The organism is Streptomyces sp. NPDC127117 (assembly GCF_042677325.1).
Taxonomy (GTDB): domain Bacteria; phylum Actinomycetota; class Actinomycetes; order Streptomycetales; family Streptomycetaceae; genus Streptomyces.
Genome location: NZ_JBHXTM010000025.1, coordinates 56459 through 77132, shown reverse-complemented (window position 1 = coordinate 77132; position 20674 = coordinate 56459). Strand labels below are relative to the sequence as shown.

Below are 20674 nucleotides of genomic sequence, written 5' to 3'. Positions count from 1 at the left end.
TGCTCCCTCTCAGTTCCGGCGCGCGGCCAGCGCGTGGAGCGTGCCGTCGTCCGTGAGGACGAAGACCCAGTCACCGCTGACGGAGAGGGCCGACGCGACGCCCGCGCCGAGGTTGTACGCGGCGAGCTGCCGGCCGGTGGCGCGGTCCAGGACGAGCAGCCGCCCGTCCCACGTCCCCACGTACACCAGCTTCCCGGTCACCAGCGGATGCATCGTCGGCGAACCGTCCCCGGCCGAACACCCCATGGCGACCCGCCACTTGTCGTCCAGCGGGCTCTCCCCGGGCAGATAGCCGGCCCTGGTCTCCCACACCGGCTTCGAGGGATCGGCGGCGCTCGTGTCATAGGCGCGTACGACACCGTCCCGCCCTGCCACGTAGGCCATGTCGCCCCGGACGGCCGGGCTGGTGAGCGGGGCGCGCCCCGGCTCACAGGTGCTGCCGCCGCCCAGCTTGGACTCCCAGGTCACCGCGCCTGTCCGCAGGTCGTGCCCGCGGACGCCGGACGCGGTGAAGGTCACCAGCTTCGCCGGGCCCGACGCGGGATCGGTGAGCACGGGCGACGAGTGGCTGTCGATGTCACCGGCGGTGTCCTTCGACCACAGCTGCTTGCAGCTCGTCAGGTCCATGGCGATGACCGTGTTGCTCGACGAGGAGTGCAGATAGGCGGTGTCGGAGCCGGGCTCGCGCACCGCGGTGCTGTGGGACTGGCCCCAGGAGGCGGCGGCGCCGAAGCCGCCGGGCAGCAGGGTGCCCGTGCGCGCGTCACGGCAGCGGACGGTGTCCCAGTCCTGGTAGACGGCCACCGTGCGGTCCTGTCCGGTCAGTGCGAAGACACTGACCGGTCCGCCCGCACGGCCGTAGCGGCGCACCGTGTCGCCGTGCTGCTCCTCACGGTCGATCGACTCCCAGGCGACATGGCCGTCCCGGACGTCGAGCGCGTAGATCCGTCCGACACCGGTCGTCAGATACACCCGCCCGTCGTGGAGCGTGGGCGCCGACTCGGCGTCGCCGTCCAGGTAGGTGCGCCAGATCTCCCGCCCGGACCTGATGTCGTAGGCGAGCATCATGCTGTACGGCGAGTCGAACGCGCGGGACGAGACGATCACCTTGCCGTCCGCGACCACCGAGCCGTTCAGGTTGAACTGCTCGCCGGTGTGCCGGGCCCACTTCAGGTCCAGCTCCGGGCCCGGCCCGTCGGTGGCCGAGGACCGTCCGGCCTCGTCGCCGCCCTGCCGGAGCCAGTTCTGCCCGGTCCTCGGCTCGGGAAGCTGGGACTGCCGTACGACGTCGAAGGTGCTCCGGAGCGCCGGAAGCGCGGGGAACGCCTTGCCCCGGGTGTCGTACACGGTCGTGTCGGCGGCGTACGTTCCGGGCCGCAGCCCGTGCAGTGTGCCGCTCGCCCGGGTCCACGCCCCGCGTGCGTCGGGGCACGGTTCGGCCTTGCCGCCCGGCGGGGTGTAGCAGTTCTCGATTCCGGGCCTGCCGGATTCCCGGCCGAAGCGCAGGCCGGTCCGTTTCACCACGTGCCCGCGGCTGTCCCGTACGGTCAACAGGGCTCTGGCCGGGGTGCGGCCGTCGTCCTCGGCGTACACCTCGACGGGGACTCCGGAGGTCGAGCCGTGCACGCTGTGCCGCGCGGGGCTGACCAGTGCGCTGTCGTCGTCGATGTCGAACTGCCGGTGGACACCGGTGACATGGCCGGTGTCCTCGTCGCGGCGGGTGTGCGGATCGTCGGTGATGCCGGTGAAGTCCAGCACCTTGTAGTCGGGGTGGGCGCCGTCGATCCCGTAGGTGCCCTGGTTGTTGATCTCCACGGACCGTTCGAAGGCACCGCGGCGGAATTCGGCCTGCTGGTTGTGGCCCGCGGCGACCATCCGGACGTCGTACCCGGCCAGCTCGTCGATGGTCGGCTGCATGCCGGTCCCCGGGCCCCACTGGGTGAACAGCGAGCGGTGCGCGAAGACGAACACCTGCTTGCCGACCGCGTGCCGGGCCAGGTCCCTGCGCAGCCACTCCAGCTGCGGCTTCAGCCCGCTCGCGTCGTAGTTGTCCTCCAGGACGACGATGTGCCGGCCGTTGCGGTCGAAGCTGTACCACTCGGGGGCGATGTTGCGGCGGTAGTACTCCATGCTGCCGGCGTAGCCCTGGGAAGTGGCCGTGCCGCCGAAGTCGTGGTTGCCCATGACCGGGTAGAAGGGGTGGCCGAGCCGCCCCTGCTCCAGCCCCTTGCTGAAGAGGTCGTACGCGCCCTGGCGGCGCGGCTCCTCGGCGTAGTCCGTGACGGTGAGGTCACCGGTCGCGATCTGCATCGTGGCACCGTCGACCTCGGACATCGCCCGGACCTGCCCCGTCCACTGGGGCAGTGCCGTGCGGGCCTCGGCGTCGGTGCGGTTGCCGACCTCGGGGTCGGAGTTCATGACCCAGGTCTCGGTCGGGTCGGAGGCGTTCCGGTCCGGTACGAGCGCGAAGTCGACGCCCCTGCCGCCGGTCTCGGGGACCTTGTGGAAGAACTGCGGGATGTAGTCCTTGCGCAGTGCGGGCGTATAGCCGTCGGGCGAGACGATGCTGACGAGGTCGGTCTCGCGCCGGCCCGGATCGATGGCGAGGGAGTACGAGCCGTCCGCGCCGGTCGTGGTCCACACGGCGCCGTCGGTGACATCGACGCCGGACATGGCGCGCTCACCCCTGTCCCGCCGGCCGTTGCCGTTGGTGTCCTTGAAGACGGTGCCCTCGACGGTGACGGTGGCCGGTGCCGTGTCGGCGGCGATCGCCGCCTGCGGAGCGAGGCAGGACAGCGCGACGGCGCCCACGGTGGCGAGCTGGAACCGGCGGCGGGTGCGCAGCGACCGCAGCAGCGCGGGCAGCCGCAACGCGGCGAGTACGAGCAGGACACCGGCGGCCACCGCGAGTGCGACGGTCAGCCACGGGAAGCGGGGCAGGGCGTGCGCGCCCTCGGCGTCGACCAGCGGCGTGGCCGCCGAGGCGTCGACCGTCGTGCCGTCGAACTCGACGACGACCTGCGTCAGCCCGCCCTTGCCGATGAGCGGGCTCAGGTCGAGCGCGTCGACGTGGCAGCTCCACGCCAGCTCGATCACGACTCCGCCGGGTACCCCGCCGTTGTCGCCGGGAACGCCGGAACCGGTGGCCGGGCAGCCGGCCGGCAGCAGCCGGTTCGCCCAGGCTCCGGCCTGCTCCGGGGACACGAGATCGCGGTGGACGATGAGACGGCCGCTGGTGACGTTGTCCCCGGTGGCCACGACGAGTTCTGCGTGCTGGCGAGAGACATGCGCCAGCGCGGGCTGGGCGCCGATGCCCAGCACGAGGAACAGCAGCGCGAGACAGAGCCCGGCCGCTGTGCGTATACGTTTCATAAAGGCGGACGCTAGCCAGTGACCGCCGCTTTTCGGTCAAGATCGAACAGCTTTCACCAAGCCGTCCACGGGCGTTCAGCTACGAGTACCGAAGGTCGCGTCGGCCGGCTCCGGATCCGGCGCCGTGGAGGTCATCAAGCGGCGCAGCCCGTACCGGCGTTGGAAACACATCGGCAGGGTGGGGCATCACAGCCACCCGTTGCGCTGAGCCTGCAGGGCCATCTGGAAGCGGTTCGCGGCACCCAGCCGGGCCATCAGGATCTGCAGACGGCGGAAGAGCGTACGGCGGCTGATGCCCAGTTCGCGGGCGATGACATCGTCGCCCGCGCCGCCCGCGAGGAGCCACAACAGGCGTCGGTCGGCGGGCTGCAGTCCGCCCGGTCGTGCGGTGCGACCGTGGAACGGCAGGGCGTTGTGCCAGGACTGCTCGAACAGCGCGATGAGCGCGGAGAGCAGCCCGCACGGCTGCACGATCAGCATGGTGTTGTGTACGTCCGCCTCCTGGATCGCCACTGACACCAGTGCGTACGCCTCATCGATGATCACGAGCTTGACCGGCACCGACGGCAGCACCCGGGCCTGCTCACCGGCCTTGATGCACGGTTCGATGGCGTCCTTCAGACGGCCCGGGTGCTCCAGCGACTCCCGCGAGTACACGACCTGCTGTGTCACCCCTCTGGCGAGGGTGGCCAGCGCGTCGTCCGTGGCCTCGGCCAGCGGGAAGTACGGCGGTGACTCGAACTGCCGGATCCGTTCGCGGGCGCTCGCCCAGGCCTGGCGGATCCTGGGGCCGATGGCGTCGCCGGTGACGACCTCGACGAGATGGTCGTTGTACGCGGCCAGCCGCTGCCGCCGGAACGACTCGAACGCACCCCCGACAGTGATGCGCGACTCCTCCAGCTCGGCCGCACGGTGCCGGGCGAGGATCTCCAGGCCGGCGGTCGGCGGAACCGGGGCCACCACGTCCCCGCCCCCCTCGGCGGCGCCGGCCAGCCCGGCGTCGACCAGCGCCGCGTACGCGGCGTCCAGGTCCGCACCGTCCAGACCGGCCGCCGCGGCGACCGCGCTCAGCGGGGCGGGGGCCAGTTCGAGCAGTGCCAGATACACCCGGCTCGCCTCGTGGCCGATGCCCAGCAGCCGAAGCGCCTCACCGAGTCTCGCGTTCGTCATATGCCCCATTATCGGCGCCTCCGGCCGGACGGCGTGGCCGATCTGTGCCAGTGGCACTCCTCGGCTCCGAACGGGTGCGGTGGCGGATAGCGTCCTGGAGCCGCCGACGACCAGCTTCGGCGAGGGCGCCGAGCCGTACCGCTCGGCGCCGAGGAACCCACCCAGAGGAAGGCGTACGCAGTGGCCAAGGGACGGAAGAACGGTCTCTACTCAGGGATCTCCGAGGAACTGTCCGCTCTGATGCGGACGGGCTGGGCGGACACCGAGCGGCACGACCTGCGGCTCGACGAGCAGGCCCCGTACGCGGCCCGCCGCCGCGCCGCGCTCTCCGAGCGCTTCCCGGGCGAACGCCTGGTGATCCCGTCCGGGAACCTCAAGACCCGTTCGAACGACGACAGCTACCCGTTCCGCCCGTACACGGGCTATGTGCACATGACCGGGGACCAGGCCCGGGACGGGGCTCTCGTCCTGGAACCCCGGGCGGACGGCGGCCACGACGCCTACTGCTACCAGCTGCCGCGGGACAGCAGGGACAACGACGAGTTCTGGACCGGCGCCACGGCGGAGCTGTGGATGGGCCGGCGCCGCTCCCTCGCCGAGTCGGAGCTGGTGCTCGGCCTGCCCTGCCGTGACGTCCGCACGGCGGCCGCCGACCTGGCCGCCGCCTCCGGCGCGCCGACCCGGATCGTCCGGGGCATCGACCCGTCCCTGGAGGCCGCCGTCACCACCGACGAGGAGCGCGACGACGAACTCGAAGAGGCGCTCAGCGACCTCCGCCTCGTCAAGGACGACTGGGAGATCGCCGAGCTCCGCAAGGCCGTGGACTCCACGGTGCGCGGATTCACCGACGCGATCGGCGAACTCTCCGGCGCGATCGCATCGTCCGAGCGGTGGATCGAGGGCACCTTCTTCCGCCGCGCACGCCTGGAGGGCAACGCCGTCGGCTACGGCTCGATCTGCGCGGCCGGCGAGCACGCCACGATCATGCACTGGACGGACAACGACGGACCGGTGCGCCCCGGGGAACTGCTCCTGTTCGACGCCGGTGTGGAGACGCACACCCTCTACACCGCCGACGTCACCCGCACCCTGCCGATCAGCGGCACCTTCACACCCCTGCAGCGCAAGGTCTACGACGCGGTGTACGAGGCCCAGGAAGCCGGCATGGCGGCCGTGAAGCCGGGCGCCGCGTACCGGGACTTCCACGAGGCGTCCCAGCGCCACCTCGCGGAACGGCTGGTCGAGTGGGGCTTCATCGAAGGCCCCGCGGACCGCGCGTACGAGCTCGGCCTCCAGCGCCGCTTCACCATGGCGGGCACCGGCCACATGCTCGGTCTGGACGTCCATGACTGCGCGCATGCCCGCAACGAGGAGTACGTCGGCGGCGTGCTGGAGCCGGGCATGGTGCTCACCGTCGAGCCCGGCCTGTACTTCCAGCCGGACGACCTCACCGTGCCCGAGGAGTGGCGTGGCATCGGCGTCCGGATCGAGGACGACCTGGTCGTCACCGACGACGGCCACGAGAACCTGTCGGCGGGTCTGCCGCGGTCGGCGGACGAGGTCGAGGAGTGGATGGCCCGCTTCGCGGGCTGACCACCCCGCTGAAGGCCCGCGCCGTACTCAGCGGAACGGTGACCGGCGGACGGACAGGATGGCCACGTCGTCGTGCCGGTCGCCGCCTCCGGCGAACGCGCGCGCGTCGTCGTAGAGGGCGGCCGGCAGGTCGGTCGGGGCGAGCGACACGCGCTCGGTGAGGCGTTCGGCGACGGGGTAGAACGTGCCGTCGGGGGCGCGGGTCTCGGTCAGTCCGTCGGTGGTCAGCAGCAGCGTCGCGCCGCGCGGGAAGCCGAACCAGCCGACGGTCGCGGGTTCGGCGGCGAGTTCGGCGAGACCGAGCGGGACGCCGGAGTCGAGGGCCGGAGTGCTGACGGTGGCGTTGTGCAGCAACTGGGGCAGGACGTGCCCGCAGTTGATGGCCTGCGCCTCCTCGTGCGCGTCGATGTTGACGACGAGCGCCGTGACGAACCGTTCGTCGTCGCCGGTCTGCGTGGCGTAGGAGTTGTGCCGTACGACAGAGGCGTCGAGGGAGTCCGCGAGCGCGGTCAGGGTGGGCTCCCGGTGGGCCGCCTCACGGAAGGCGCCGATGACGGCGAACGCGGCGCCGACCGCGGGCAGGCCCTTGCCCTGGACATCGCCGATCAGGACCCGGGTGCCCCACGGGGAGTGGACGACGTCGTAGATGTCGCCGCCGACGAGCCGGTCCTCCTGCACGGGCTCGTACACCCCGTCGACCAGGACGTCCTCGGTGAGCATGGGCAGCGGGCGCAGGATGTGCCGCTGCATCGCCGCCGCGGTGGAGCGCAGCCGGAACGTCTCGTGCTCGCGCTGGACACGATGGTGGCAGGCGTACACGGAGGCCGCGCCCAGGGCGAGGGTGAGCAGCATCAGGAGGATCCTGTCGAGCCACGACCCGCCGTCACCGTTCCGTGCCAGCACCGCGACGACGACCACGAGCGTGGTCCAGGCGGCCACGAACTCCGTCTGGCGTACGGTGCACAGCGCCGACGCCGTCCCGGGCAGGAACACGAAGAGCCCGAGCAGCCACACCGAGGACCCGGACAGGGCACCGAGAAGTAGCACCAGGACGGTCACCGACACCACGACGATCACCACCTCGGCGTTGGGCGGTGGCTCGATGGCATCGTAGGGACGCGCGGGGCTCTTCGGTTGTTTACGGGGCACGGGACCTCCCGGGCAGGTGGTGTACTCCCCGTACGTTAGGCAGGTCCGGCCGCCGGTCGGCCGCGCCCCGCCGTGCGATGGCCCCCGCGCAGGGCCGCCAGGGCGGCCGGGATTGTGACGGTGCCCGTCACGAACGTCCCTGGCGCGATGCGCGACGGACCGTGGGCAGGGGCGGCATTCCGGCCGTGGGGTAAGGTCCACCCGAATTGCGCCGAGGCCGGATACGGCGGCCGCCCGAGGGAGAGCTGGATGCTGCAGGCACTGGGACTGGGCCCGGCCGAGGAGAGCATCTACACGGCGCTGCTGGCCCGCCCGACAGCCTCCGCCCAGGAACTCGCCCGGCAGTCCGGCCTCGACGGGGCCGAGACCGACCGCGTCCTGCGCGACCTGGTGACACGCGGCCTGGTGGCGGTCGACGCCGAGTCCGGGAGCGGGGCACCCGACCCGGCCGACCGCGCGTCCGGCCATGGGCCCGCCCGCTACCGGCTCACACCGCCCTCGGTGGCCCTGGCCCCGTTCCTCGTCGAGCAGCGCAACGCGCTGCACCGGGCCGAAGCGGCGTTCTCGATGCTGACCGAGCAGTACCGCAGTACCGCCGCACACCCCGCGGGCAGCGTCGTGGAGGTGGTCGTCGGCGTGGAGCAGGTCGCCCACCGGTTCCACCAACTGCAGCGCGGTGCCCAGCAGGAGCTGCTCGTCTTCCTCGTGGGCGATCCCATCGCGGTGCCGCGCGAGGACACCGGCGTGTCGGAGAGTTCCGCACTGGACCGCGGCGTCGACTTCCGGGTGGTGGCTGCCAGGAGCTATCTCGACGGTCCCGACATGGCGAAGGAGGTGAGGGCGGGCATCACGGCGGGCCTGGAACTGCGCCTGGTCGACTCGCTGCCGCTGAAGATGGTCGTGTCGGACCGGGAACGTGCCATGGTGCCACTGGACATGGCGGACTGCGGCGGGGAGCCGGGCGCCATAGTGGTGCACGGCAGTGGCCTGCTGGCCGCCCTGGTCCATCTCTTCGAGAAGGAATGGGCCCAGGCCCGGCCGCTCTACACCACCTCCACGGGTGTGCACGCGGAGACGTCGGCCGATCAGCACCCGACCGAGGGGGAGCTGGAGGTCCTCGCCCTGCTGCTGGCAGGGATCTCCGACCGGCGGGCGGCCTCCCAGCTCGGCGTCTCCATACGCACCGTGGAGCGAAGGACGCGCCGTCTGATGGACCTCGCCGGAGCGGATTCACGCCTCCAGCTCGGATGGCACGCCGCACGCGCGGGCTGGCTCTGACCTCCGGCCGGCCTCCCCTCCGGAAGATCATCCGGGTCGGCATCGGCCCGTGGGCGCGGCCGCGTGACGGAAAACCGACATGCGGGCAACCCGTCACGCGCGACCCCCCTACACGATCCACATGTCTGCCAGGCTGCACCGGCAGCACGGCAGGTTCACGGTATCGAGTGGGGAGATTCATGCGCTCCATAACGCGTATGGCCTTGGGTGCGGCGACCGCCGCCGCCCTGGCCGTCACAGGAGTCACGCCTTCCGGGGCGGCGGATGCGCCGCCCGGCGGCGCAGAGGGGAAGAGGCCGATTGTCGGCGGCGGTGCCGCGGCGAAGGGCGGCAAGCAGACGACGGTCACGCTCGTAACCGGCGACAAGGTGCTGGTGACCACCGACCCGTCGGGCCACAGCTCCGCGGCCGTGCTGCCCCGCGAGGACGGCACGCAGCCCATGATCCAGACCTACCAGCTGGGCAAGGACCTCTACGTCTACCCCGAGGGCGCCTCCCGGGCGATCGCCGAGGGCAAGGTCGACGAGCAGCTGTTCAACGTCACCGGGCTCATCCGGCAGGGCTACGACGACACTCACACCGACTCGCTGCCGCTCATCGCCACCTACCGGAACAGCGTGGACGTCGCGAAGAGTGCCCCGCCGGCCCCTCGCGGGTCCGAGCGGGGCCTGAGCCTCCCGGCTGTCGACGGCGTCGCACTCAAGGCGGGCAAGGACACCGCCGCCACGTTCTGGCAGGACGTCACCGACACACGCTCACGCGCCGCCTCGGCACTGAAGAAGCTGTGGCTGGACGGCAAGGTCGAGGGCACGCTGGACCGGTCCACCGCGCAGGTGCACGCCCCGGAGGCGTGGAAGGCCGGCTACGACGGCAAGGGCACCAAGGTCGCCGTGCTGGACACGGGCATCGACGCCGAGCACCCGGACCTGGTGGACCGGGTCGCCGGGGCCAAGAACTTCACGGACTCCCGGGACACCGACGACCGGGTGGGCCACGGCACCCACACCGCCTCCACGGTCGGCGGGTCCGGAGCGGCCAGTGACGGCCGCAAGAAGGGCGTCGCCCCCGGCACTTCCCTGCTCATCGGCAAGGTCCTCAACGACGGGGGATCCGGCCTGGACTCCTGGATCATCGCGGGCATGCAGTGGGCCGTCGACCAGAAGGCCGACGTCGTCTCCATGAGCCTGGGCAATCCCCGGATCGGCGACTGCGCCGACCCCATGGCTCAGGCCACGCAGCAGCTCTCGCAGAGCAGTCGCACCCTGTTCGTCGTCGCCGCCGGCAACTCCGGTCCGGGCACCGAGACCGTCTCCTCGCCCGGCTGCGTGCCCGGCGTACTGACCGTGGGCGCCGTCGACCGCGACGACACCACCGCCCAGTTCTCCAGCCGTGGCCCGGTGGCCGTCACCCACACGCTCAAGCCCGAGATCGCCGCTCCCGGCGTCGACATCTCGGCGGCCAGCGCGGGCGGCCGCGGCGTCTACGCCTACCGGACGATGTCCGGCACCTCCATGGCCACCCCGCACGTCGCGGGCGCCGCGGCCGTCGTCCGCCAGGCCCACCCGGACTGGACCGCGCAGCAGATCAAGGCCGCCCTGGTCTCCTCCGCCCGCACCGGCGGCAAGGTCGCCGGCGCCGACCAGACCGGCGCCGGCGTCCTCGACGTGTTCGGCGCGGTGAACCAGAAGGTGCTCTCCGCGCCCGCCGTCCAGGCCGGCAGCTACAACTGGCCGCAGGACACCTCCGACCGCACCACTGTGCAGGTGCCCTTCACCAACACGAGCAAGAGCGACCTCACCCTGAGCCTGAAGGTCAGCGGTGTGCACGGCAACGACGGCAGCGAGGTGCGCTCCGGCATCGTCAAGCTGGAGGAGGGAAAGGTGAGGGTTCCCGCGGGGGCCACCGCTCAGGTGCCGCTGCGGATCGACCCCACCGCCCGTCTGAAGGACTCCCAGTACGGTGCGGTCACCGGCCGGATCCTGGCCACCGGCGACGATGTGCACGTCTCCGTGCCCGTCACGCTCCACGTCGAGCCGGAGACGGTCACGCTCCGGGTCAAGCTCGTCGACCGCGACGGCAAGCCCGCGACCGGCACCTCGTCCCTGGACCTGGTCAGCCTCGACACCGACAAGGGCGAGCGCCGCACGAACGCGGGCGCGACCGACCAGACGTACCGCGTGCGCCCGGGCGACTACTCCCTCAGCAGCTTCGTGACGACGTACGGCACGGACAGGGCGATCGAGTCGGTCGGCTACCTCGCGAACCCGCAGCTGCGGATCACCCGTGACACCACCGTCGTCCTCGACGCCCGCAAGGCCCACCGGGTGAGCGTGCGGACGGACCGTCCCTCGACGGTGAACAACACCACGCTCAGCTACGCCCGCACCTGGGACGACACCTGGCAGATATCCGGATCGGCCGTGGCCGGCGGAACCGTCCAGAATTTCTACGCGGACATCGACGGAAGCGCCCGCAACGGCACCTTCGAGTTCCGGCCCACCTGGCGCGCGAGCGGCTCCGAGGGCGGCTCGTCCTACGTCTACAACCTGTCGTACCCGACCCAGGGGCCGTTCCACTCCGACCGGGTTTACAAGCCCAGGGACGCCGAGCTGGCGCAGGTCGCCGAAACCTGGCACGCCATGGGCAAGGAGGACGACTACCTCGACGCACTCTTCGTCCGCCCCGCCGGGAGCAGCGGCGACTACCTCCCCGTGAGCCCGTACGGCGCGATCCATGTTCCCGGCACCCGCACCGCCTACTACACGACCGGCGGCGACGCCTGGTACCACGGCGCGATGACCAGCTTCCCGTTCGCCGCGTTCATGGGCGACCAGGATCGTACCTACCGGAAGGGACAGCGGGGCGCCGAGGAGTGGTACGGCGGTCCCCTGCGTCCGGCCGCCGCGCGCGACGCCGACGGCAAGCAGGCGCTGGCCGCCGAGCGGCAGGGCGACCTGATCGGCATCCAGACCGCGCTCTGGCTCGACGGGTCCGGCGACCACTGGTCCTACGGCGGGTCCTTCGGCGACCTCGGCAAACTGGTGCTGAAGCGCAACGGTGAGCAGATCGCCACCAAGGTCGATCCGTACGGTGTGTTCACCGTGCCGGACGAGGACTCCGCGTACGAACTCAGCCAGATCCTGGAGAAGATCCCGTCCTCGGACTGGAACTGGCTCCGCTCCACCGCGGTCACCACGACCTGGAGCTTCCGCTCGCACCGGGAGCCGGAGGTCTACTCGCGGGGCCTGCCGCTCCTCTTCCCGGAGTACGACGCTCCGGTGGACGGCCTGAACACCCTGCCCGCGCAGAGCGGCATCAAGGTCGGCCTGTCGGCCGAGGGCCACGCCGGGTACACCCCGGGCGCCATCGAGGCGGCCACGCTGTCCTACTCCTACGACGGCGGCACCACCTGGACCCAGGCGCCGACCGGGCAGCGGGACGGCAGGTGGACGGCCGTCCTCGACCTCACCGGCGCCTCCGGCAAGCAGGTCATGACGAAGGCCACCCTCAAGGACGCCAAGGGCAACGCGGTCACCCAGACCATCACCCGCGCCTACGACGTCCGCTGACCACCCGATCCGACCGGGCGGGCCTCCCACAGCGGGAGGCCCGCCCGTTCCGGTGTGGAGCCGAATGTGGAGGATCTTCGTCCGGCGGTGGACACATGTGGTGGACGGATGGGGAGGTCCGGCGAGTGTCCCGACCCCCTCTCCCGCCGGAAAATGTGCGCTATGGGAGCGTGAGCGGGTGAGTGAGACAACGACTGAAACCCTGCAGTACCGCTTCGACGGGCCGGAAGACGCGCCGATCCTGGTCCTGGGCCCCTCCCTCGGCACCTCGTGGCACATGTGGGACCGGCAGATACCGGAGCTCACCCAGCACTGGCGAGTCTTCCGCTACGACCTCCCGGGCCACGGCGGCGCCCCCGCCCACCCCGCCACCGCCATCGCCGACCTCTCCGACCGGCTGCTCGCCACCCTCGACGGCCTCGGCGTCCAGCGTTTCGGCTACGCGGGCTGCTCCATCGGCGGCGCGATCGGCGCCGATCTCGCGCTGCGCCACCCGCAGCGGGTCGCCTCGCTGGCCCTGGTAGCGGCCTCGCCCCGGTTCGGCAGCGCCGACGAGTTCCGCCAGCGCGGGGTGGTCGTACGTACCAACGGTCTGGAGCCGATGGCCCGCAGCGCACCCGAGCGCTGGTTCACCCCCGGGTTCGCCGCCGCGCAGCCGGCCATCGTCGACTGGGCCGTGCAGATGGTGCGGACCACCGACCCCGGCTGCTACATCGCCGCCTGCGAGGCCCTCGCCGCCTTCGACGTCCGCGGCGAACTCGGCCGCATCGGCGCCCCGACCCTCGTCCTGGTCGGCGCCGAGGACCGGGTCACCGGACCGGGCGACGCCCGCATCCTGGTCGCCGGCATACCGGACGCCCGGCTCGCCCTGGTACCCGGCGCCTCCCATCTCGCCCCGGTCGAGCAGCCCGGCGCCGTCACCGATCTGCTGCTCACCCACTTCTCCTCGGCCTGGCAGGACACCCTCGCCGCCATCCCCGCCCCGGCCGTCACCCCGCAGCTCTCCGCGCCCGTGCTGCCCGTCGCGGAGATCACCGCCGCCGCCCCGCAGCCCGACCCCGGGCCCATCGGACGCCCCGACCCGTACGAGCGCGGCATGAAGGTGCGCCGCGAGGTACTGGGCGACGCCCACGTGGACCGGGTGATGGCCGCCTCCGACGACTTCACCGAGGACTTCCAGGAGCTGGTCACCCGCTACGCCTGGGGCGAGGTGTGGACCCGGGAGGGCCTGGACCGCCGGACCCGCAGCTGTGTCGCACTCACCGCGCTGATCGCCTCCGGCCGTACGGAGGGCCTGGCGGCGCACGTCCGGGCCGCCCTGCGCAACGGCCTCACCCCGGCCGAGATCAAGGAGGTGCTGATGCAGACCGCCGTGTACTGCGGGGTGCCCGCCGCCGACGCGGCCTTCTCCATCGCCCGGACCGTGATTCAGGAAGAAACGAGACCCCGCCCGTAGCAGGATGGGGCCCATGGACGCCATGAATCCGATGCACCTGACACTGACCAAGAAGACGCACTCCTGCATCCGCCTGGAGAAGGACGGGCGGACGCTCGTCATCGACCCGGGCGGCTTCTCCGAGCAGGACGCCGCAGTCGGTGCCGACGCGATCCTGGTGACGCACGAGCACCCCGACCACTTCGACGAGGGGCGGCTGCGCGCCGCCCTGGACGCCGATCCGGACGCCGAGATCTGGACCCTGCGCAGCGTCGCGGACCGGCTCGCCGCGGTCTTCCCCGGCCGCGTCCACACCGTCGGCAACGGCGACACCTTCACCGCGGCGGGCTTCGACGTACAGGTGCACGGCGAGCTGCACGCGGTGATCCACCCGGACATCCCGAGGATCACCAACATCGGCTTCCTGGTGGACGGTTCGCTCTTCCACCCGGGCGACGCGCTCACCGTCCCCGACCACCCGGTGGACACCCTGATGCTCCCGGTGATGGCCCCCTGGAACAAGATCTCCGAGGTCATCGACTACGTACGCGAGGTGAAGCCGCGGCGCGCCATCGACATCCACGACGCGCTGCTCACCGATCTCGCCCGCCCGATCTACGACAACCAGATCGGCGGCCTCGGCGGCACCGACCACGGCCGGCTGACCCCGGGGGACTCGACCGGGCTGTGACCGGCGCCGGTCCGGCGACTGTCAGCGCCAGCCGCTAGGTTTACGTACATGCGCATCGCCACCTGGAACGTCAATTCGATCACCGCCCGGCTCCCGAGGCTGCTGGCCTGGCTGGAGGGCACCGGCACGGATGTGCTGTGCATCCAGGAGACCAAGTGCACCGCCGAACAGTTCCCGGCGGACGCGCTCCGGGAGCTCGGCTACGAGTCCGCGGTCAACGCCACCGGGCGGTGGAACGGCGTGGCGCTGGTCTCCCGCGTCGGCCTGTCCGACGTCGTCACGGGGCTGCCGGACGGCCCCGACTACGAGGGGACGCAGGAGCCGCGGGCGATCTCCGCCACCTGCGGCCCGGTCCGGGTCTGGTCGGTCTACGTGCCCAACGGCCGCGAGATCGAGCACGCGCACTACGCGTACAAGCTGCGCTGGTTCGAGGCCCTGCAGAAGGCCGTCGCGGCGGACGCCGCGGGCTCGCAGCCGTTCGCGGTGCTGGGCGACTTCAACGTGGCCCCGACCGACGAGGACGTCTGGGATCCGGCCCTGTTCGAGGGCGCCACACATGTCACCCCCGCGGAGCGCGCCGCCCTCGCCGCGCTGCGCGAGGAGGGGCTGTCGGACGTCATGCCGCGCCCGCTCAAGTACGACCGCCCGTACACCTTCTGGGACTACCGGGAGCTGCGCTTCCCGAAGAACAAGGGCATGCGGATCGACCTGGTCTACGGCAACGCCCCCTTCGTCGCGGCGGTCGAGGACAGCTATGTGGACCGCGAGGAGCGCAAGGGCAAGGGAGCGTCCGACCACGCCCCGGTGGTCGTGGACCTCAACGTCTGAGGACCGGTTGTCAGTGGTGGCCGCTAGCGTGGTTCCTGTCCTTATCCCGCTTGCTGGCTGCTTGCAGTGACCAGGACAGCCCCGCCCGTTCAGCGCCGGGCGGGGCTCCATCGCCTGCCGCCGGTCAGACGGTGGCGACGCGGCGCATCCGCAGTGATGCCCCGGCGGTGCCCAGTGCCAGGACCATCAGCAGGGCGCTCACCCACAGCGGCGACCGGAAGCCCAGTCCCGCACCGATCGCCAGCCCGCCCAGCCAGGGGCCGAGCGCGCCGCCCACATTGAACGCGGCCGTGGCGAACGAGCCGGAGAGCGTCGGTGCGTCGGCCGCCAGCCGGAACACCCACGAGATCAGCGCCGTACCGGTGCCGAACGCCAGCATTCCCTGGACGAGGACGAGAGCCACCGTCGCGAACGGGCTGCCCGCGGTCAGCGCGAACCCGGTCCAGCCGACCGCCAGCGCCACCAGACCGGCCGCGGTGAAGGCGACCGGCCGCAGATCGACGAGCCGGCCGGCGGCCGTGACGCCGATGAACGAGCCCAGCCCGAACAGCGCCAGCAGACCGGGCACCCAGGCGGCGGTGAGCCCGGTGACACGGGTGGCGAGCGGCTCGAAGTAGGAGAACGCGCAGAACGTCGCGCCCTGCACCAGGGCGCTGGTCAGCAGGGTCAGCAGCAGCCGCGGACCGGTCAGGGTCCGCAGCTCCACGCTCGCGGGTGCGGGCGTGGCCTCCGGCCGCCCCGCCGGAACGGTCCTGGCGATCACGAAGACGGCCGGTACGGAGACGAGGGCCACGGCCCAGAACGCCGACCGCCACCCCAGGTGCCCGCCCAGCGCCGCACCGGCGGGCACCCCGGCGACACAGGCGATGGTGACGCCCCCGACGACCACCGAGGTGGCGCGGGCCCGTGCCTCGGGCCCGACCATGGAGACCGCGGTCACCAGGGCCACCGCCCAGAAGCCCGCGTTGGCCAGTGCGCCGACGACCCGGGTCGCGAGGAGCAGCCCGTAGCCGGGGGTGAGCGCACCGATGACATGGACGGCGCTGAAGACGCAGAGGAAGAACACCAGGGCCCTGCGGCGCGGCCAGTTCCGGCTGAAGAGCGCCATCAGTGGCGCCCCGACGATCATTCCGATCGCGAAGGCCGAGGTCAGCAGCCCCGCGGCGGGGATGGACACATGCAGGTCGGTGGCGATGTCCGAGACCAGCCCGGACAGCATGAATTCGGAGGTGCCCTGGGCGAAGACGGCGAGCCCGAGCGCGTAGACGGCAAATGGCATGAAGGAACCCCATGGAGGACTGACGGATGAACCGGGCAAGGGGTGTGGGCCCGCGCCCGCCCGGCATGACGGGCGGCAACGCGGAAGAACGGCCGGGATGTTGACGGACGTGATCCGGTGGCGCGGCAGGCGCCGGAGCCGGAGGATCCGCGCACGGTGGACCGGGAGCGGTTCACGAGCGCGGAGGGGGAACGCAGCCCACACAGCGGGGGTCCTGCGGTGGCAGCCGGGTGAGAATCGGTCCGGGCCGGTACTCGGCGTCGGGGGAGCGATTCGGCGGCGGATCAGCCACCGGCGGACCGGTGGCTAGCCTCTGTCGGACTCGGGGCTGGACATGATCAGGAAGTTACCAGCCCGGAGCGCCTCACCTCCACCCCTTTTCCCCGGAACCGTTCCGGGGTGGTGCGCGGCGCGTGCGGCGGCGCGCGAGCGGGCGCCCGCCTCGGGTTCAGCACTCGAACGACAGGCCGCGCGCCTTGTGGTGCACACCACAGGAGGGATGCGACCCTGAGTGGTATGAACATCCCTTTCTTGGACAACTGGCGTAAGCGTCACGACGGAGCGCGGGGGGCGGGGCTCGCCGCCGCGGTCGCCGCCGATCCCGATGGCGTGGCCGCGCTCCTCGCGGAGTGCGAGCTGCTGCGTGTCCGAGTGGGGCAGCTCGGGCTCGAACTCGACGACAGCCCGGCCTCGTTGGCGGCTCTCGACCAGCTGCCGCCGCGCTGGCGGGACGATCCGGAGGAGCTGCCCTGGCTGGGCAACGACGCGGGGCTGTATCTCGGAACGGTCCTGGTGCGGAATGTCCCCGGCGCGGTCTGGAGCATCTGGCCGAGCGGGCGGCCCGTGGTGCGGCTCGCGTCCGGGCGGGAGATCGATGTGGTCGAGGCCGGGCTGGACTGGGCGATGGCCGGCAGCCCCGAGCTCTCCCAGGTCTATTCGGAGTCGGCCGAGGGGTAGAAGCCCCATGGCAATCGGATAAGAAGCCTTATGCCCCATTTGTGCGTGTCGGCGGCGAAGTCCCTTTTCAGGCTGGATAGTTTGCGCTGACCTCGACACAGCGAAAAGTGGGTAGGGCAGCGTATGGCCGTCGATCCGTTGATCGAGCTGCGGCACGTCAACAAGCACTACGGACAGTTGCACGTACTGCAGGACATCAATCTCACCGTCGGCCGCGGGGAGGTGGTTGTGGTCATCGGCCCCTCCGGCTCCGGCAAATCGACGCTCTGCAGGACCATCAACCGGCTGGAGACGATCGAATCCGGCCATATCGCGATCGACGGCAGACCCCTCCCCGAGGAGGGGAAGGGGCTGGCCCAGCTCCGGGCCGAAGTGGGCATGGTCTTCCAGTCGTTCAACCTGTTCGCGCACCGGACCGTGCTGGCCAATGTCTCGCTCGCCCAGCTCAAGGTCCGCAAGCGCAAGAAGGACGAGGCGGACCGGCGCTCCCGGGAGCTGCTGGAGCGGGTCGGACTGGCCTCGCAGGCCGACAAGTTCCCCGCCCAGCTCTCCGGCGGTCAGCAGCAGCGGGTGGCCATCGCCCGCGCCCTCGCCATGGACCCCAAGGCACTGCTCTTCGACGAGCCCACCTCGGCGCTCGACCCGGAGATGATCAACGAGGTGCTGGAGGTCATGCAGCAGCTCGCCCGGGACGGCATGACGATGGTCGTCGTCACGCACGAGATGGGATTCGCCCGCTCCGCCGCCAACCGCGTGGTCTTCATGGCCGACGGACGCATCGTCGAGGACCGCACTCCCGACGCGTTCTTCACCGCTCCGGAGAGCGACCGCGCCAAGGACTTCCTGTCCAAGATCCTCAAGCACTGACGGGGGGCTCCGTGTTGCGTACGAGAAGAGTTGTGGCCGCCTGCGCCGGCCTCCTGCTGGCCGTGCTCGCCGCCGCGTGCGGCAAGGAGGGCAGCCCGCCGGTGAAGGGCCCGAAGCCCGAGCAGCTGCCGGTGTACAAGGTCGACACCGGTTTCCGGCTGCCCGCCTCGCCGACCTGGACGAAGGCCAAGAAGCGCGGCTACCTCCGGGTCGGGGCCAAGGAGGACCAGCCCTACCTGGGCGAGAAGGACCCGGCCACCGGCATCTACTCCGGCTTCGACATCGAGATCGCCAAAATGATGTCGGCCTCGCTCGGCTTCGACCCGAAGACGATCCGCTTCCGGACCATCGCCTCCGCCAACCGCGAGACGGCTCTGCAGAACGGGCAGATCGACTACTACGTCGGCACCTACACCATCAACGCCATGCGCAAGAAGCTCGTCGGCTTCGCCGGTCCCTATTTCATGGCCGGGCAGGGCCTCCTCGTCCGCACCGACGAGCACGACATCAACGGACCGCAGGATTTGGCCGGCAAGACGGTCTGCTCCGCCGCGGGGTCCACCCCGTACCAGCGCATCGCCGCCGACTACCCGAAGGCGATCCTGGTCGCCTACGACACGTACTCGATCTGCGTCGACAACCTGCTGACCTACCAGGTCGACGCCGTCACCACCGACGACGCCATTCTGCTGGGCTTCGCGGCCAAGGCGCCCAAGGAGATGAAGGTCGTGGGCAAGCCGTTCTCCGAGGAGCCGTACGGCATCGGCGTCCCGCGCAGTGACAACGCGCTGCGGTTCGCGCTCAACGACGCCCTGGAGGCCAACGAGAAGAACGGCAACTGGAAGAAGGCGTTCGAGGCCACACTCGGCCTCTCCGGAGTGCCCGCGCCCACACCGCCGCCCATCGACCGCTACCCGGCTACCTGAGAGGGCGGGCATCGACCATGGACGTACTCACCGAGAATTTCTCGCTCTACGGCAAGGGCTTCCTGGGCACGGTCGAACTGACCGTCTACTCCTCGATCCTGGCCCTGGTCCTCGGCTTCTTCATGGCCTCCTGCCGGGTGGCCCCCGTCGGCTCGCTGCGGGTGCTCGGCACGGTCTGGGTGACGGTACTGCGCAACACCCCGCTGACCCTGCTCTTCTTCGCGGTCCTGCTCGGACTGCCACGCTTCGGGCTGGTCCTGCCCTTCAAGGTCTTCGCGGTCCTCGCGCTCGGCTGCTACACCTCCGCGTTCATCTGCGAGGTGCTGCGCTCGGGCATCAACACCGTGCCGACCGGCCAGGGCGAGGCGGCCCGCAGCCTGGGCATGACGTTCGGCCAGACACTGAACACCGTGGTGCTGCCCCAGGCATTCCGGTCGGTGATCCCGCCGGTCGGCTCCACGCTCATCGCCCTCGCCAAGAACTCGGCGATCGCCGGGGCGTTCAGCGTCACCGAACTGCTCGGAACCTACAAGACCCTCAACGAGCTGGGCTACAGCATCATCTGGACCTTCATCTGGATCGCCGTCGGCTACCTGATCATCACCCTGTCCATCAGTGCGCTCTTCAACGTGATGGAGAAGCGCTGGGGAGTCGCCCGATGACCACCCGCACCGCACCGCCCGCCACAGCGCTCTACGACATCCCGGGCCCGGCGACCCGCAAACGCCATCTGCTCTACGGGATCGTCTCGACGGCCCTGATCCTCGCCCTGTTCGGCTGGATCGTCTATCTGCTCTTCGACACCGAACAGTTCACCAGCGCCAAGTGGACACCCTTCACGTACAAGGGAATTCAGGAGCTGCTGCTGCGCGGGCTGGGCAACACCCTCAAGGCGTTCGCGTACGCCGCGGTGCTCTCGCTCCTGCTCGGCGCGGTCCTCGCCGTCGGCCGGCTCTCCGACCACCGGGCCGTGCGCTGGATCGCGACGCTGCTGGTGGAGTTCTTCCGGGCCATGCCCGTACTGGTGATGATCTTCTTCATCTTCGTGGCGCTGAAGGTGCAGCCGCTGCCCGCCCTGGTCACCGGCCTGACCCTGTACAACGGCTCGGTGCTGGCCGAGGTGTTCCGCACCGGGATCATCTCGGTGGAGCGCGGCCAGTCGGAGGCCGCGTACGCCCTGGGGCTGCGCAAGACGCAGGTCACCACGTTCGTACTGGCCCCGCAGGCGGTGCGCGCCATGCTGCCCACGATCATCAGCCAGTTGGTCGTGGCGCTGAAGGACACCTCGCTCGGCTATCTGATCACCTACGAGGAATTCCTCCACGCGGGCAAGCTCATCGCATCCAACCTCGACTACGATCTTCCCTTCATCCCCGTGGTGATGGTGATCTCGCCGATCTACATCGGGATGTGCATGCTGCTCTCGTGGTTCGCGACCTGGGTGGCCAAGCGGGAACGGCGCAATCCGAAGATGAAGGCCGTGAAGATCGCACCGGCCGAACCAGGAACGCTGCTGCCGGGAGTGCAGTAGCCGGGTCCGCCACCAGGCGGTCCCAGCGG

At 70.9% G+C, this 20674-nt stretch carries 15 protein-coding genes; 11 read left to right on the top strand and 4 right to left on the bottom strand.

The genetic code is table 11. The features are described 5' to 3' along the window. Positions 1-9: 9 nt before the first annotated feature. Together ACFVH0_RS22525 and ACFVH0_RS22520 are read right to left on the bottom strand one after the other, a co-directional pair. Complete coding sequence (locus ACFVH0_RS22525) at positions 10-3372, bottom strand: PQQ-binding-like beta-propeller repeat protein (protein ID WP_385822649.1); 3363 nt, start codon at positions 3370-3372, stop codon at positions 10-12. Between the two features lie 186 nt (positions 3373-3558). Further along, positions 3559-4542: a LuxR family transcriptional regulator gene (locus ACFVH0_RS22520; protein ID WP_385822647.1), complete on the bottom strand. Its 984-nt coding sequence runs from the start codon at positions 4540-4542 to the stop codon at positions 3559-3561. A gap of 180 nt (positions 4543-4722) precedes the next feature. Here ACFVH0_RS22520 and ACFVH0_RS22515 point away from each other — a divergent pair, with 180 nt between their 5' ends. Continuing rightward, positions 4723-6135: an aminopeptidase P family protein gene (locus tag ACFVH0_RS22515; RefSeq protein WP_385822645.1), complete on the top strand. Its 1413-nt coding sequence runs from the start codon at positions 4723-4725 to the stop codon at positions 6133-6135. A 27-nt stretch (positions 6136-6162) separates the two neighbouring features. Here ACFVH0_RS22515 and ACFVH0_RS22510 read toward each other — a convergent pair whose 3' ends face one another. Beyond that, entirely contained in the window at positions 6163-7284 is a 1122-nt protein-coding gene (locus ACFVH0_RS22510) for a PP2C family protein-serine/threonine phosphatase (protein WP_385822643.1), read from the bottom strand. A gap of 249 nt (positions 7285-7533) precedes the next feature. Between ACFVH0_RS22510 and ACFVH0_RS22505 the strand changes: the two genes are divergently transcribed. The 5 genes from ACFVH0_RS22505 (at position 7534) to ACFVH0_RS22485 (ending at position 15085) form a co-directional block, all read left to right on the top strand. After that, entirely contained in the window at positions 7534-8562 is a 1029-nt protein-coding gene (locus tag ACFVH0_RS22505; RefSeq protein ID WP_385822641.1) for a helix-turn-helix domain-containing protein, read from the top strand. 179 nt (positions 8563-8741) lie between these two features. Beyond that, a complete protein-coding gene (locus ACFVH0_RS22500; RefSeq protein WP_385822640.1) occupies positions 8742-12131 on the top strand; it encodes a S8 family serine peptidase in 3390 nt (1129 codons plus the stop codon). A gap of 178 nt (positions 12132-12309) precedes the next feature. Further along, positions 12310-13587, top strand: coding sequence for a 4-carboxymuconolactone decarboxylase (gene pcaC, locus ACFVH0_RS22495; protein WP_385822638.1), 1278 nt, complete (start codon positions 12310-12312; stop codon positions 13585-13587). Positions 13588-13609: 22 nt separating this feature from the next. Beyond that, on the top strand, positions 13610-14257 hold the full coding sequence (locus ACFVH0_RS22490) for an MBL fold metallo-hydrolase (protein ID WP_385822719.1): 648 nt from the start codon (positions 13610-13612) through the stop codon (positions 14255-14257). A 48-nt stretch (positions 14258-14305) separates the two neighbouring features. Then, a complete protein-coding gene (locus ACFVH0_RS22485) occupies positions 14306-15085 on the top strand; it encodes an exodeoxyribonuclease III (RefSeq protein WP_385822636.1) in 780 nt (259 codons plus the stop codon). A 124-nt stretch (positions 15086-15209) separates the two neighbouring features. Here the strand turns inward: ACFVH0_RS22485 and ACFVH0_RS22480 are convergent, their stop codons facing one another. Beyond that, the gene (locus ACFVH0_RS22480; protein ID WP_385822634.1) at positions 15210-16364 is read right to left on the bottom strand and encodes a Cmx/CmrA family chloramphenicol efflux MFS transporter; all 1155 of its coding nucleotides are present in this window, start codon (positions 16362-16364) and stop codon (positions 15210-15212) included. Between the two features lie 516 nt (positions 16365-16880). On the opposite strand from ACFVH0_RS22480, the gene ACFVH0_RS22475 reads away from it, so the two are divergent. The 5 genes from ACFVH0_RS22475 to ACFVH0_RS22455 all read left to right on the top strand — a co-directional run bounded on the left by ACFVH0_RS22475 (position 16881) and on the right by ACFVH0_RS22455 (position 20645). Then, on the top strand, positions 16881-17321 hold the full coding sequence (locus ACFVH0_RS22475) for a DUF6278 family protein (protein WP_385822632.1): 441 nt from the start codon (positions 16881-16883) through the stop codon (positions 17319-17321). A gap of 123 nt (positions 17322-17444) precedes the next feature. Continuing rightward, positions 17445-18188, top strand: a complete 744-nt coding sequence (locus ACFVH0_RS22470; protein ID WP_385822630.1) for an amino acid ABC transporter ATP-binding protein — start codon at positions 17445-17447, stop codon at positions 18186-18188. Positions 18189-18202: 14 nt separating this feature from the next. Continuing rightward, a complete protein-coding gene (locus tag ACFVH0_RS22465; protein ID WP_385822717.1) occupies positions 18203-19114 on the top strand; it encodes a glutamate ABC transporter substrate-binding protein in 912 nt (303 codons plus the stop codon). Positions 19115-19131: 17 nt separating this feature from the next. Continuing rightward, on the top strand, positions 19132-19776 hold the full coding sequence (locus tag ACFVH0_RS22460; RefSeq protein ID WP_385822628.1) for an amino acid ABC transporter permease: 645 nt from the start codon (positions 19132-19134) through the stop codon (positions 19774-19776). Next, entirely contained in the window at positions 19773-20645 is an 873-nt protein-coding gene (locus ACFVH0_RS22455; RefSeq protein ID WP_385822626.1) for an amino acid ABC transporter permease, read from the top strand. Before ACFVH0_RS22460 ends, ACFVH0_RS22455 begins: the two co-directional genes overlap by 4 nt. Positions 20646-20674: the final 29 nt, after the last annotated feature.

Coding starts and splice junctions, on each gene's coding strand:
- ACFVH0_RS22525 (WP_385822649.1), bottom strand. CDS start 3,372: ATGAAACGTATACGCACAGCGGCCGGGCTCTGTCTCGCGCTGCTGTTC.
- ACFVH0_RS22520 (WP_385822647.1), bottom strand. CDS start 4,542: ATGACGAACGCGAGACTCGGTGAGGCGCTTCGGCTGCTGGGCATCGGC.
- ACFVH0_RS22505 (WP_385822641.1), top strand. CDS start 7,534: ATGCTGCAGGCACTGGGACTGGGCCCGGCCGAGGAGAGCATCTACACG.
- ACFVH0_RS22500 (WP_385822640.1), top strand. CDS start 8,742: ATGCGCTCCATAACGCGTATGGCCTTGGGTGCGGCGACCGCCGCCGCC.
- ACFVH0_RS22490 (WP_385822719.1), top strand. CDS start 13,610: ATGAATCCGATGCACCTGACACTGACCAAGAAGACGCACTCCTGCATC.
- ACFVH0_RS22485 (WP_385822636.1), top strand. CDS start 14,306: ATGCGCATCGCCACCTGGAACGTCAATTCGATCACCGCCCGGCTCCCG.
- ACFVH0_RS22480 (WP_385822634.1), bottom strand. CDS start 16,364: ATGCCATTTGCCGTCTACGCGCTCGGGCTCGCCGTCTTCGCCCAGGGC.
- ACFVH0_RS22475 (WP_385822632.1), top strand. CDS start 16,881: ATGAACATCCCTTTCTTGGACAACTGGCGTAAGCGTCACGACGGAGCG.
- ACFVH0_RS22470 (WP_385822630.1), top strand. CDS start 17,445: ATGGCCGTCGATCCGTTGATCGAGCTGCGGCACGTCAACAAGCACTAC.
- ACFVH0_RS22460 (WP_385822628.1), top strand. CDS start 19,132: ATGGACGTACTCACCGAGAATTTCTCGCTCTACGGCAAGGGCTTCCTG.
- ACFVH0_RS22455 (WP_385822626.1), top strand. CDS start 19,773: ATGACCACCCGCACCGCACCGCCCGCCACAGCGCTCTACGACATCCCG.